This is a genomic window from Siphonobacter sp. BAB-5405, from assembly GCF_002872335.1.
Lineage (GTDB): Bacteria > Bacteroidota > Bacteroidia > Cytophagales > Spirosomataceae > Siphonobacter.
Genome location: NZ_NJAG01000032.1, coordinates 25,196 through 39,090, shown reverse-complemented (window position 1 = coordinate 39,090; position 13,895 = coordinate 25,196). Strand labels below are relative to the sequence as shown.

13 protein-coding genes and 2 rRNA genes are annotated in these 13,895 nt (G+C 49.1%); 12 read left to right on the top strand and 3 right to left on the bottom strand.

All coding sequences use genetic code 11. The annotated features are described in order from the left end of the window. The 4 genes from BWI97_RS19285 to BWI97_RS19270 form a co-directional block, all read left to right on the top strand. Window positions 1-131, top strand: a 23S ribosomal RNA gene (locus BWI97_RS19285); the annotation flags it as partial. A gap of 100 nt (window positions 132-231) precedes the next feature. Continuing rightward, window positions 232-343, top strand: a 5S ribosomal RNA gene (gene rrf, locus BWI97_RS19280). 223 nt (window positions 344-566) lie between these two features. Beyond that, complete coding sequence (locus BWI97_RS19275; protein ID WP_102202392.1) at window positions 567-1,355, top strand: SDR family oxidoreductase; 789 nt, start codon at window positions 567-569, stop codon at window positions 1,353-1,355. A gap of 10 nt (window positions 1,356-1,365) precedes the next feature. Beyond that, entirely contained in the window at window positions 1,366-2,262 is an 897-nt protein-coding gene (locus tag BWI97_RS19270; protein ID WP_102202391.1) for an LD-carboxypeptidase, read from the top strand. A 1-nt stretch (window position 2,263) separates the two neighbouring features. Here the strand turns inward: BWI97_RS19270 and BWI97_RS19265 are convergent, their stop codons facing one another. After that, window positions 2,264-3,139 (bottom strand): geranylgeranylglycerol-phosphate geranylgeranyltransferase, encoded by an 876-nt coding sequence (locus tag BWI97_RS19265; RefSeq protein WP_102202390.1) that lies wholly within the window; start codon window positions 3,137-3,139, stop codon window positions 2,264-2,266. Between the two features lie 173 nt (window positions 3,140-3,312). Here BWI97_RS19265 and bshA point away from each other — a divergent pair, with 173 nt between their 5' ends. The 8 genes from bshA (at window position 3,313) to BWI97_RS19225 (ending at window position 11,528) form a co-directional block, all read left to right on the top strand. Continuing rightward, complete coding sequence (gene bshA, locus BWI97_RS19260) at window positions 3,313-4,464, top strand: N-acetyl-alpha-D-glucosaminyl L-malate synthase BshA (protein WP_102202389.1); 1,152 nt, start codon at window positions 3,313-3,315, stop codon at window positions 4,462-4,464. Window positions 4,465-4,512: 48 nt separating this feature from the next. Continuing rightward, window positions 4,513-5,847 carry an NAD(P)/FAD-dependent oxidoreductase gene (locus tag BWI97_RS19255; RefSeq protein WP_094812941.1) on the top strand — a complete coding sequence of 445 codons (1,335 nt, stop codon included), beginning with the start codon at window positions 4,513-4,515 and terminating at the stop codon, window positions 5,845-5,847. Between the two features lie 91 nt (window positions 5,848-5,938). After that, window positions 5,939-6,595, top strand: a complete 657-nt coding sequence (locus tag BWI97_RS19250; protein WP_094812943.1) for a sterol desaturase family protein — start codon at window positions 5,939-5,941, stop codon at window positions 6,593-6,595. Between the two features lie 136 nt (window positions 6,596-6,731). Further along, window positions 6,732-8,444, top strand: a complete 1,713-nt coding sequence (recJ, locus tag BWI97_RS19245) for a single-stranded-DNA-specific exonuclease RecJ (RefSeq protein ID WP_102202388.1) — start codon at window positions 6,732-6,734, stop codon at window positions 8,442-8,444. Window positions 8,445-8,476: 32 nt separating this feature from the next. After that, window positions 8,477-9,211, top strand: coding sequence for an LPS export ABC transporter ATP-binding protein (gene lptB / locus BWI97_RS19240; RefSeq protein WP_094812947.1), 735 nt, complete (start codon window positions 8,477-8,479; stop codon window positions 9,209-9,211). 97 nt (window positions 9,212-9,308) lie between these two features. Continuing rightward, on the top strand, window positions 9,309-10,466 hold the full coding sequence (locus tag BWI97_RS19235; RefSeq protein ID WP_094812949.1) for an AIR synthase related protein: 1,158 nt from the start codon (window positions 9,309-9,311) through the stop codon (window positions 10,464-10,466). Window positions 10,467-10,500: 34 nt separating this feature from the next. Then, a complete protein-coding gene (locus BWI97_RS19230; RefSeq protein WP_102202387.1) occupies window positions 10,501-11,184 on the top strand; it encodes a DUF433 domain-containing protein in 684 nt (227 codons plus the stop codon). Further along, a complete protein-coding gene (locus BWI97_RS19225; protein ID WP_102202386.1) occupies window positions 11,181-11,528 on the top strand; it encodes a hypothetical protein in 348 nt (115 codons plus the stop codon). Before BWI97_RS19230 ends, BWI97_RS19225 begins: the two co-directional genes overlap by 4 nt. Here BWI97_RS19225 and BWI97_RS19220 read toward each other — a convergent pair. Further along, window positions 11,525-13,009, bottom strand: coding sequence for a nicotinate phosphoribosyltransferase (locus tag BWI97_RS19220; protein WP_102202385.1), 1,485 nt, complete (start codon window positions 13,007-13,009; stop codon window positions 11,525-11,527). The two genes, BWI97_RS19225 and BWI97_RS19220, sit on opposite strands and share 4 nt — an antisense overlap. 11 nt (window positions 13,010-13,020) lie before the next feature. Next, on the bottom strand, window positions 13,021-13,848 hold the full coding sequence (gene prs, locus BWI97_RS19215; protein WP_102202384.1) for a ribose-phosphate diphosphokinase: 828 nt from the start codon (window positions 13,846-13,848) through the stop codon (window positions 13,021-13,023). Window positions 13,849-13,895: the final 47 nt, after the last annotated feature.

The following is a 13,895-nucleotide window of genomic DNA, read 5'->3' as shown; positions in this document are numbered from 1 at the left end:
CTAAGTGCGAAACTTGCCTCAAGATGAGAATTCCTATGAGAGCCGTCAGAGACGATGACGTTGATAGGCTACCGGTCTAAAGCGAGTGATCGCAAAGCCAAGTAGTACTAATGCCTCCAAGACTTCTTATTTACTTTTATTATCGCTTGAATACGACTATTGTCTTTTCCACATCACATCAAAAACCTTGAAGGTATTGATTGTTGCGTTCGGGCGACAATCTGAAAGACCAAGGGCGATCATAGGGCGGGTGTTCACCCCTTCCCATCCCGAACAGGGCCGTTAAGCCCCGCTCCGCCGATGATACTGGGTTCACCCCCGGGAAAGTAGGTAATCGCCTCCCCTTTACTCCAAAGAAGCTCCCCCCAAAGGAGCTTCTTTTTTTTGCTAGCTACCCTACACACCAAAGCTGTAGCTAAAGAATAGCTGTATTGAATACATATTCCTTTTCAATAGTACGCTTAGTCTTGTTGTTGCTAATCGCATCAATACGTTGAGTATAGGTTTTATAATCTTCTTCTCTATTCTTCCTATAAATCCATAAACTTGCAATAAACTCAGTTGCTATGGATTTAAATCTTCGTAATAAAACCGCTTTGGTTTGCGGTAGTACGCAGGGACTCGGATGGGCCACTGCTCAGGAATTGGCCTTACTAGGAGCTAACGTCATCTTATTAGCTCGTAACGAAAAAACTCTTCAGGAAAAGCTTTCCCTATTAGCGAAAACGAACGACCAACGTCATTCCTATCTCGTTGCTGACTTTACTTACCCAGAACAGGTTCAGGAAGCCGTGCATACAGCTTTAGCTGAACATGCCACGATTCATATTTTAATCAATAATACGGGCGGCCCAGCGGGAGGATTTATCCTGGAAGCTAAGCCAGAATCCTTTCTGCAGGGATTCAACAGCCATCTTATTTGTAATCAGCTATTGGTTCAATTATTGGTGCCTGGTATGAAGGAAGCTGGGTATGGGCGTATCGTCAATGTGATTTCTACTTCCGTGAAAGCTCCGCTAGCGGGTTTGGGCGTTTCGAATACCATTCGGGGAGCCGTTGCTAGCTGGTCTAAAACCTTGGCTACTGAATTAGGTCCCTGGGGGATTACGGTTAACAATGTCTTGCCTGGTTATACCGACACCAGTCGTTTGACTTCGCTAGCCGAAAGTCGGGCTCAGAAAGAAGGCAAAACCGCTGAAGAAGTTAAGCAGGAAATGGCTCAGGGCGTACCGCTCCGACGCATCGGAAAACCCGAAGAATTCGGAGCTGCTGCGGCTTTCCTTTGTACCCCTGCTGCCGCTTACATCAACGGCATTAACTTACCCGTAGACGGCGGTCGGCTAGACTGTCTGTAATGATTTGAATATGATTCGTCCCAATGCCCTACAAGCCGGTGATACCGTAGCCATTACTGCTTTAGCCAGTAAAATCGATTATGATCAATACGTAATTCCTGCCAGAGAAATTCTGGAAAGCTGGGGACTGAACGTTGTAGAAAGTAAATCCCTGAACGAAAGTTTTCACGGCTTTGCAGGCCCTGATACCAGACGCTGTGAAGACTTCCAACAGTTTCTGGATGATGCTTCCGTAAAAGCTATTTTCTCTGCTCGCGGGGGGTATGGAACGACTCGTTTCCTGGATCAGATTAACTATGAGGCTTTTGGAAAATCGCCGAAATGGATCGTTGGCTTTTCGGATATTACCGCTGTACTCTGTGATGTTTACGCTTTAGGATACGAAAGTATTCATGGACCGATGCCGAAGACCTTTGCCTGGGATGAACTTTCACTACAATCGCTGCGAAAGGTACTCTTTGGCGAATCGGTACAGTATCAGAATCCTCCACAAACTTATAATCGTTTAGGCAAGGTACAGGCTCCTTTAATCGGTGGAAATTTATGCCTGCTGTCTCATCTGATGGGTACTCGCTCGGAAATTAATACCGAAGGCTGTATCCTTTTTCTGGAAGATACGGATGAATATCATTATGCTCTGGATCGCTATCTGGTACATTTACATCGGGCTGGAAAGCTAGGAAACTTGGCTGGATTACTAGTAGGTAGTTTTTCGGATCTGAAAGACCAGCCCGAAGATTTTGGTAGCTCCATTTACGAAATCGTTCGGTACTGGACGGATGCGTATGATTTCCCAATTGCCTTTGATTTTCCCGTAGGTCATGAGGCCATTAATGTAGCCTTACCGCTGGGCAGAACCGCTGAATTGACCGTTACTGCTCAGGGAACAACATTAGCCTTCTCCTAACTCATACCAAGAGCATGGTTAATACGCCAGCCATCATGATGTACTTGCACCAACTGCTCAAAAAGGCAAAGTCCTGCTTGGTATCCGCGTAGAAAAGTCGGTAAGCCATAAATAGGATCGGTACAGAAATCACCATAAAAATATACATGAGCGTAGGAGCGTGTAGGGGCCGCGTCATAACGAAGAGAATCACCAGGAAGACGGCAATGAGTACTTCCAGAAAATACTTGGTTCGTACCAGTCCCCAGCGAATGGGTAAGGTTTGACAGCCGAATGACGCATCGCCCCGAACGTCTTCCATATCCTTGATGATTTCCCGAATCAAGGATATGGTAAACGCGAACAGGGCGTAGATGTACACCTCCCGTTCGTGAATCTGGTAATGAACCGCTAGTACAATCAGGGAGAGGGCCGTTAAAAAAGCAACCATCAAATTACCCCAAAACGGTAGGCGTTTTAAGTGATTGGAATACAGCCAGAGAAAAAAGAAAGCACACGCGTTGATGAGAAAAATCTTTTTATCTACCAGCCATCCCGCAGCAATGCCCATAAAATTCAGTCCGAGGTTGATGCCCATCGCCCAGCGGCGTTTCAGATAGCGACCAATAATGACCTTATCTGGTTTGTTGATCAGGTCAATCTTAATGTCGTAGTAGTCATTGATGATGTAACCCGCAGCGGCAATACAGGTGGTTGAAAAAATCAGCCAGAAGAGAGGAGCATCCCGGAAGCCCGCCGTCCAGGAACGTTCCGGAAAAATAAGACAAGTATAGACCAAATATTGCGTAGCCGCCAGAATGAGTAAATTAGGCCACCGAATCAATCGAAGAAAGCCGTTTGTAATCTGACTACTAGTAGGTTTGGGTTTATGACGCATAAAGCGATGGCTTTGAAAAATCAGAACGAGTACCCGTGCTAGGCTAAGAACAGCGAATGAAAACGTAGTCTTGAACGAACAGGTCATCCAAAATTAATACAGGACTTGTAGCTTCCTTGCGAAACCAACCCGGAATTCATTCTGTTGTACACCCGACTAACTTACTTATCACTATGAATATCGGCATTGTGTGCTACCCAACCTTCGGCGGAAGTGGCGTAGTAGCTACCGAGCTTGGGAAAGCACTCGCCAAAAATGGACATCGTGTTCATTTTATTACGTACAGTCAACCTCCCCGTCTGGACTTCTTTAATGAAAATGTCTTCTACCACGAGGTTTTTATTCCTTCTTACCCGCTGTTTCAGCATCCACCGTATGAATTAGCTCTTTCGAGTAAGATGGTGGAAGTAGTAAAAAATCACCAGCTCGACTTACTGCACGTTCATTATGCCATTCCGCATGCCTCTGCAGCTTACATGGCCAAGCAGATTTTACGCACGCAGGGCATCCATATTCCCGTCATTACTACACTGCATGGAACAGATATTACTTTAGTTGGAAAAGATCCCTCCTTCGAGCCCGTCGTCACGTTTAGCATCAATGCTTCGGATGGCGTAACTACGGTTTCAGAAAGTTTACGGAAAGATACCTACGACCAGTTTGCCATTGAGCGGGAAATCGAGGTGATTCCAAATTTTATTGATTTAGAGCGTTTCCGCAAACAGAAAAAGGACCACTTTAAAACGGCCATTGCCCCCAACGGCGAAAAGATTCTGGTTCATATTTCCAATTTCAGGAAAGTTAAACGGATTGACGACATCTTACGCATGTTTGCCCTGTTACGGGAAAAAGCCTGCGTGAAACTTCTGTTGATTGGTGACGGACCCGAACGGGCTGGTTTGGAAAAGTTGGCCCGTGAATTAGGCATTAGCTCGGACGTCCGCTTCCTGGGTAAGCTCGATGCCATCGAAGAAGTACTTTCCATTGCCGATTTATTCGTGATGCCTTCCGAAAAGGAAAGTTTTGGACTGGCCGCTCTGGAAGCCATGGCCTGTGAAGTACCGATTATTTCTTCCGACGCCGGAGGTATTCCCGAAGTAAATATTCAGGGCAAAACCGGTTTTATCTCAGCCATTGGCGATTTCGCCGATATGGCCGAAAAAGCGGCGATTATCCTTCAGGATGATCAATTGCCTGTTTTTAGGGCTCATGCCCTGGCTCGGGCGAAAGAATTTGACATTAACCGTATTTTACCGAGGTACGAATTTTTCTACGAAAAGGTATTGAAACAAAGCACCATAGCAGGGTATCAGGTAGCAGAGTAGAGAGAGGCGGGCCTGTACGCTGTAGCGTTCTTCTCAACCGATTACCATATGTATTCAGGTATTCCCAAGACATCTCAAAAGCGGGTCGTGATTATTGGAGCTGGTTTCGGCGGACTCGCCGTGGCTCGAAAACTGGCGACATACCCGGAAATTCAGACCGTATTACTGGATCGCAATAACTTTCACCAGTTTCAGCCGCTGTTTTATCAGGTAGCGATGGCGGGGCTGGAACCCAGTTCGATTTCATTTCCCTTACGGAAAGCTTTTCAAAATCGCTCGAATATGCACATTCGGGTGACCAGTGTAACAAGCATCGATACTGAACGGCAGGAAGTAGAAACCAGCACGATGGGGGCGATTTCGTACGATTACCTGATTATTGCGGCGGGTGCGGAAACCAACTTTTTCGGGATGAAGAATATCATCGAGCGGGCCTTACCTATGAAGTCCGTTGGTGAAGCCCTGGCTTTACGGAACCGAATGCTGGAAAATTTCGAACGGGCTTTGATTTCCGATGACCTGGACGAGCGGCAGGGGCTAATGAACGTCGTCGTGGTAGGGGGTGGGCCAACGGGTGTCGAGTTGTCCGGCACGTTGGCTGAAATGAAAGTACACATTCTGCCTAAAGATTACCCGGAGCTGGATTTCCGGCAAATGCAGATCTATCTGGTGCAATCCGGAGGCGAACTGCTGGAGCCCATGTCCCGAGAGTCGCAGATTAAGTCGGAACAATACCTGAAAAAACTGGGTATCAATGTCATGCTGAACGCCCGGGTAACGGATTTCGACGGAAAATACGTGTATCTGCTCGATGGTACGAAACTTCGCACGGATAACCTGGTTTGGACGGCGGGCGTTAAAGCCACTACGTTTGAAGGGATTCCGTCGGAAGTCATGGGTCGCGGGGGCCGGATCAAAACCAATGCCTACTGTCAGGTTGAAAGTCTGCCCAACGTATTTGCCATTGGTGACATTGCGGCGGTAATGGGTGACGAAAAATTTCCGGACGGTCACCCACAGCTAGCTCAGCCGGCCATTCAGCAAGGAAAATTGTTAGCTAAAAACCTAGTACGAATCATTCGGAAGGAAAACCTGGTACCGTTCAAATACAAAGATCTTGGCTCGATGGCTACGGTGGGTCGCAATCTGGCCGTAGTAGATTTACCCTTCCTGAAGTTTCAGGGCTTTCTGGCTTGGCTTACCTGGATGTTTGTTCACCTGGTTTCCATTGTTGGGGTGAAAAACCGTCTGATGATCTTCATTAACTGGGTCTGGAACTACATTACCTACGATCAGTCCTTACGTTTAATCATCCGTTCAAAAGAGCCCATCATCAAATCAGAAGTCGAAGAAGCGGAACCTACGCACGTAAATCCATCCTAATTAAAAATTTAAGGAGCAAGAAAAGCCATTCAGCCGTACCTTTGCCCCCGTTAGTTATACTTTCTCTACACTTTCCTCCTTACGTGTAGCCATGGAACCACATAAAATCAAGCCGAAAAATAACGGCACCAAACAGCTTTTCGATAATCCCATTCTAGAAGCTCTTTCCCGGACCCACATTGCGATTCCGGTTTCTTTGTTTTTTATTCTTGGAGCCGTATTGGGCTGGTACGCATTCACGCATACGGACTTAACCAACTGGTTGATCGGTGTTTTGTTCGTTGTAGGCTTAGTGGCATTTACTTTCGTTGAGTACTGGATGCACCGGAGCGTATACCATATTGAGCCGACGACACCCGCTCGGGCCAAGTTTCAGTATACTACACACGGCGTACACCACGAATACCCGAAAGATAAAAGCCGTCTGGCGATGCCTCCGATTCTGGCCGTGATCATTTCCGGTACGCTGTTCGCTATTTTCTTCCTGTTGATGGGTGAAGCCGCCTATGCGTTTTTCCCGGGCTTCATTTGGGGATACGCCGGTTATTTGCTCGTGCACTATTGTGTACACGCGTACGCACCACCGAAGAACTTTTTAAAGCATTTGTGGATTAATCATGCAATCCATCATTACAAGGACGGCAACGTAGTATTTGGCGTATCCTCTCCACTTTGGGATTATATATTTAATACCATGGATGACAAACGCCAGAGTAAGGATACCAGCAAGGCTATGGAAACGCTGTAAGCGGGACGTAGAACTTGAGTGAATCAAACGAGTCGTTCTGAAAAGGGCGACTCGTTTGTTATATACCAGTACCTGAGGTGGCTTAAAATTTCTAAATGGTGCCGACCCCGCCCGGTTTCTTTGTTATTTTGCACGTATGGTTGAGAAGCGTTGGACATATCAGAAACTTCCTGGAACGACGGAAGAGCAGCAAGCCATTGATTCCCTGGCTCAGGCAATCAATGTGAACTCGTTTTTAGCAACGCTGCTCTGGCAACGAAACATCACCGAATTTGATACGGCGAAGTCGTTCTTTCGTCCGCAGTTGAGTCAGTTGCACGATCCGAATCTGATGAAGGATATGGATCGGGCCGTCGAGCGTTTGAGCCGGGCAATTGACAAGGGGGAAAAAATTCTGATTTATGGCGATTATGACGTAGACGGTACTACTTCGGTAGCTTTGTTCTACGGCTATCTCAAGACATTTTATCCCAACCTCGAATTTTACATTCCGGATCGCTACAAGGAAGGGTACGGCGTTCAGCGTCCGGGTATCGGGTACGCCGCTGAAAAAGGCTTTTCGCTCATTGTCACACTCGACTGCGGGATCAAGTCCGTAGAGCTGATTGCGGAAGCTAAAAGTCTGGGTATTGATTTTATCATTTGTGACCACCACCGACCCGGTGAGATATTACCCGATGCCGTCGCTGTACTTGATCCCAAGCGGGAAGATTGCCCGTATCCGTTCAAAGAGCTAACCGGTTGTGGGGTCGGTTTCAAACTGCTGCAAGCGTACAACCAGTATCATCAGCTACCCGTTGAGCCCTTATTCGAGTATCTGGATCTGTTGGCCATTAGTATCGCCGCCGATATCGTACCCATTACCGGCGAAAACCGGATCCTGGCTCATTACGGTTTAAAACGACTCAATGCCGCTCCGCGTACGGGTCTTCAGGCTCTCATCAAGGCCGCTTCACTCAAACCACCGCTGGACATTACCAATGTGGTGTTTGGACTCAGCCCGCGAATCAATGCGGCCGGACGCATCAAGCATGCCTACGATGCCGTGAATCTTTTGCTGAGCGAGGATGAACACGAGGCCGAAGAATTCGCCCGAATTATCAACGTTCATAATACGGACCGCCGCCAGTTTGATACCCGAATCACCCAGGAAGCCCTGGAAATGATTGAACGGGATCAACTGATGAAGTCCGCCAAATCGACGGTACTCTTCAAAAATGACTGGAACAAGGGCGTCGTTGGTATCGTCGCGAGTCGTTGCATTGAGCAGTATTATCGCCCCACGATCATTCTCACGGAATCCAATGAAAAAGCGGCGGGTTCGGCCCGTTCGGTTCCTGGTTTTGACGTTTACGAAGCCATCGAAGCCTGTTCGGACTTACTGGAACAGTTTGGCGGACACATGTACGCGGCGGGCTTAACGCTGAAAGTAGAAAACGTTCCAGCCTTCCAGCAGCGATTTGAAGAAGTAGTATCCCGGAAAATTCAGGTGGAACATCTGAAACCGCTGGTGGAGGTAGATATGAAATTACCTTTATCCGCCATTTCAGAGAAATTTCACGCCATAATCAGTCAAATGGGACCCTTTGGTCCGGAAAATATGACACCCGTATTTGTTGCCGAACAGGTGCATTTATACGGCACACCGCGAATCCTGAAAGAAAAACATCTGAAAATGGACATTCGCCAGCAAGGCTCGGCTATTTTCTCGTGTATCGGATTCGGCATGGCACACTTTTACGAACGATTGCTCGACGGACGGCCCTTTGATCTCTGTTACCAGATTGAAATCAATGAGTTCCAGGGAAAGCGAAGCCTTCAGTTACAGATTAAAGACATCAAATTTTAGCTAGTAAAGCCTTATACTTTTCCACTATCGACATGATTCTTCGCACGGAAAACCTGGTAAAAAAATACGGACAGCGGCTGGTGAATGATAACGTGAGTTACCAGGTGGCTCAGGGAGAAATTGTAGGACTACTCGGGCCCAATGGAGCTGGAAAGACGACCTCTTTCTACATGGCTACGGGCCTGGTGAAGCCCAACAGTGGAAAAGTATACCTGGATAATCTGGACGTAACGAATCTGCCGATGTACAAGCGGGCCCGTCTGGGCGTTGGGTATCTGGCTCAGGAAGCTTCCGTATTTCGAAGTCTGACGGTGGAGGAAAACCTGCTGGCGGTACTCGAACTACGCGGCAACCTGAATAAGGTCGAACGCAAGGAGAAAATGGAATCGCTACTGGAAGAGCTGAGTTTAACCCACGTTCGCAAAAACAAGGGGCAGGTACTGTCAGGAGGAGAACGTCGTCGGACGGAAATCGCCCGGAGTTTAGCGGTAGATCCCAAGTTCATTCTGCTGGATGAACCCTTTGCCGGGGTGGACCCGATTGCCGTCGAAGAAATTCAGGGGATCGTCGCCAAGCTCAAGTACCGTAACATCGGTATTCTTATCACCGACCACAACGTAGACGAAACCTTGTCCATTACCGACCGGGCTTACCTGTTGTTCGAAGGAAAAATCCTGCGATCGGGTACACCCGAAGAGCTGGCCGCTGACCCGGTGGTACGGCGGGTATATCTGGGTAAACACTTTGAATTGAAACGGAAGATTTAAAAAAACTCTCCGAAGGGCGTATATTCCCTGGGCTGGTATCCGTAGAAAACTCGAAACGGAAAACCCTAAACTCGTAAAATCGCCCTACCTTTGCGGCATGCAAGATCGCTATGCACAACGGGGCGTTTCAGCCTCCAAAGAAGACGTTCATCAGGCCATTGCGGCTCTCGACAAAGGCCTTTTTCCTAAAGCTTTCTGTAAGATCGTTCCCGATACGCTCGCGGGCGACCCGGACTATTGTACCGTCATGCACGCCGATGGAGCGGGTACGAAAACCGCTCTGGCGTATCTGTACTGGAAAGAAACCGGCGATGTTTCCGTATGGAAAGGCATTGCTCAGGATTCTATTGTCATGAATACCGACGACCTGCTGTGCGTAGGCTGTACGGGTCCTATTCTGCTTTCCAGTTCGATTGACCGAAACAAAAATCGGATTCCCGGCGAGGTCATTTCCCAGATCATCAACGGTACGGAAGAAGTGCTGGCGATGTTGCGGGAACACGGCGTCGAGATTTACTCAACGGGCGGTGAAACGGCGGATGTAGGCGATCTGGTACGCACAATAACGGTGAACAGTACGGTAGTGGCCCGCATGAAACGTTCGGATGTCATTTCGAATGATAACATTCAGGCGGGAGATGTCGTGGTAGGTCTGGCTTCGTTCGGACAGGCCACGTACGAAGATCAGTACAATGGGGGAATGGGTTCAAACGGACTGACTTCCGCCCGCCATGATGTACTGGGCCATTATCTGGCCTCGCTCTACCCCGAGAGCTTCGATCCGGAAGTGCCATCTGACTTGGTTTACAGTGGTTCGAAAAAACTGACTGAACCTGTGGAAGGTACGCCGCTGAATGTAGGCCAACTGGTGCTGTCACCCACGCGGACGTATGCTCCGTTCGTGAAAGCCCTGCTCAGTGAAATCCGTCCGAATGGAATGGTGCACTGCTCGGGTGGTGCCCAGACGAAAGTGCTGCATTTCATCGACAATCTACACGTCATTAAGGATAATCTCTTCCCGATTCCGCCGCTGTTCAAGCTTATTCAGCAGGAAAGCGGTACGGCCTGGTCGGAGATGTACAAAGTCTTCAATATGGGTCACCGCCTGGAGGTATACCTGCCCGAGGGTCAGGCCCAGCGAGTGATTGACATTGCCCATTCGTTTGGAATTGAGGCTCAGGTGATCGGTCGCGTGGAGGCCTTCGAAGGCAAACGCGTAACCGTACGCAGCGAGTTTGGTGAGTTTGTGTATTAAGTTCATTCGGTAAATCCCGAAGTGCGTACGACGTATGAATCCAGAAGAAATCCAGTCGATTGAACCTGCGTTGGGAACGGGTATCTACACGGTGCCCGATGTGGCTCAGATTTTGAGACTTCCCCTCACCCGGGTACGCCGCTGGCTGGATGAATTCTGGAACGGACGACTTTCGGCAACGACCAAAATATCCTATTCCTGGGGGAAAGGCCGGGAGCGGGTGGTGAATTTTCAGACACTCATCGAGTTTTACGTGTTCTTCAAACTGCGGGAACTGGGCATTTCCACGCCTAAGATCCTTCAGGCTCACGAAGTTAGTTCCCGCCTGTTACAGACGCCTTTCCCCTTTGCTTCCTCGTTTTTATTAACCGATAGCAAGACGTTATTCGTCGAAATTGGTAATGAAATCCTGATTACGGCGGATGCCCGGCTTCAGTACGAGATCAAGGAAGTCATGGAAGGCTTTTGCCGGAAGATTGAATTCGATGCCGACAAACTGGCGTCGAAATTCTGGCCCCTCGGTAAAGACCGTTCGGTAGTGATTGATCCGCAACGGCAACTCGGACAGCCTACCATCCAGGGTACGAATATTCTGGCCGAAACCCTGCATCGACTCCATCTGGGCGGCGAGGATACGCCCACGATTGCTCAACTGTACGGATTGACGGAGACACAGGTGGAAGAAGCGTTGTTTTTTGTTAATCGCCCGGTTCAATGAACGTATATATTGACGAAAATTTAGTGCCCTTTTTTCCCGAAGCGTTCCTAAATGAATTCAGCGTACGTCCGATTACGAGCGAGGAAACCATTCGTCAGGCGGATGGATTGTTGCTTTTACCGGAATTCAACGTACACCGAACGCCGTCCCAGCGGGCCGTCTACGAACGGCTGGGCCTGCGGATGGTTTTCGTAACCATGCCCGCCGAAGGGGTCTGGTACTTGAACGAAAGCGAAACCCGCCGGAAGAAATGGGCCGAGGTGCTCAAAAAGTGTAACAAGCACCCAGAAGTTTCGGCCTACCGCTGCGATCTGAACGCCAGTCGTTTGCGGAGTTTGCTTTAGTTACTGGCCTGCAAAAGAAATTGCTGCTGCTGTAATCGGATACGGATGTCGGCCAGCCGGTGTTCTACCAGTAATTTCCCATCTTTGAATACGGTTTGCAACAGGCCGCGGGTGGCCTCCTCCGGGCTTACCTCGTCACTCAGACCGCTTACCCAGCCGTTTTCTCCTTCCACTTTTATGAGCCCTTTGGCACTACGTTTGGTACCGTCATCGGTCTTCGGATCTTTGAAAATGGCCCGTCCTTCGCCATTGACCACACCATAGGTCGCCTTCATGGCAAAACCAAAGGTGTCGCGGGTGACGTACTGATAGGTATAACTCCCAATGCCGAAAACTACATTCGTACTGGCAAAACCTTTATCTGCCAACCGCTGACAGATGGTTCGGCAACGTTCCAGCGTAATGCTGTCTCCATAAATCAACCCAATGTGAGCGTCGAGTAGGCGGTAACCCGTGGCGGTAATCGTACCGCCAAACGTTTCCCACAAACACTCCACGGCTCCTTTGTAGGCGGGCGTTCCCACAGGAGCTGCCGGATCTCCACACAGAATCAAAACCGGATCGCCGCTGTCGGGACGAATCACCACTTTGCCTTCCCGACTCAGAATAGCGTCCTTCAACTGTGGCATGAATTCCGTAATCACCTGCCAGAAATCCCAGGTATCGCTGACAATACTGACCACGCCGCGTGGATAAATTTCGTGGATCAAACGACGGAAGGTATCAATCTCACCGCTTTGCGTACCCATGCACATGACGCTGTGTTCGGTAGCGGGAACACTACCGCCGACCAGTTCCGTATCGACGTTGGCCCCGTAATAGGTTTCCAGGAAGTCGATGGCCGGAATGGTATCGGTACCCGTAAAACTCAGCAGGTGAGCGGCTCCACTCAGCTCGGCAGCTTCGAGTCCGGCCATCCCGCGAAAGCTGAAGTCGTGTCCCTGCCAGGGGACGAAAGCGGCATCACCGCCCGTTTTTTCGGCGTACTGATCCAGCAGATTCCGGTAGTGAAATGCCGTGGTGGCACTGGTGCAGGGTAGCCAGAGAATGCAGGAAAGCAGCGTTTCCAGAAAATTGGTCAGCCAGAAAAATTCCGGTTGTGTATTCTGAATTGTAAACATCGGCACGCGGAAGGGCGTCAGTGTTCCTTCGGCTAAGGCCCGAATTTCCAGCGGCAGGTAACCCAACTCGTGCAGGGCTTTGACGTGATCGTACGTGATGGCACCTTTGCCGAGGTAGTTTTCAATTCGTCGCTGGTATTTTTTTACGACTGTAGTTTTCGGTTTTTTAAAAAATTGCTCTTCAAATTCTTCCAGCAGATACTTTTTGATGAAGTACTGCAAGCCAAAGAAAACTACATGATCAACGCCTTCGATGCGACTTTTACGGGGCGTGAAGTTGCTGTAGACCAGTTCGGTACCGCTTGGGTATTGGTTGCGGTGATCGACTTTGTAACCGTCGGAGAGATGGATGGGATTCATAGCGAAAGGCGTTAGAAAAGAGCGGGTGAAAGATGAATTTGGGTCAGGGCGTCGCTGGAAAGCGTCTGGAAGGAATCAGTACTGAAGATCTGATCGTAGTAGGCGGATAACTCGGTGAAGCCTCGGCTAAAGATTCCGTGACTAACGATTAGAACCAGTGAACCCGCTCCGTGCTGGCGTAGGGCCTGAGCCAGTTGCAGGAACGTAGCACCGCCGTCGCAAATGTCATCGACTACGACGCAGGTCTGTCCTTGCAAATCGTCCGCGTATACCCGAACATCACTGAGCTGACCCGTAAGGGTATTGCGTTTTTTGCTGCATTCCACGTAATCAACGCCGAGACGTTGGGCCAGGACTACGGTCTTTTTCAAAGCTCCGGCGTCCGGTGAAATGAGTAGGTAGTCTGAAAGAGAAGCAAGGCAGGTTTGAGCAAACGTCTGATTAGAAATGACTTTTACGTTCTGTAGTAAAGCAGGCGTTACGTCGGAATGCGGATCGAAAATCTGTACTTCTTTGAACGCTAAAGCATTGATCAGATCAGCATAGATCTTCACCGTAAGGGCTTCCCCCACCTGCGTACAACGATCCTGACGGGCACCGGGAAAATAAGGAAGAAACAAATACAGGTTTTGTACACCCGCCCGCCGAAGGGCATCAACGGCTACCAGTAAAAGCCCCATATCCTGGAACGACTGGATGCGGGTAGTGACCTGAACGTCGGCTCCAGCGACGGGTTCCTGAATGCGAATGTGCGGCTCGCCGCCGTTGAACGTAAACGCCTCATAAGCCAAACCAGGGCCGTAGGGCTGAAAGGTGGGTTCGAGATTGATGACTTTCATATTTGCGTATATTTTACGCAAATATGTAGAGGTCCGATCAATTCTGC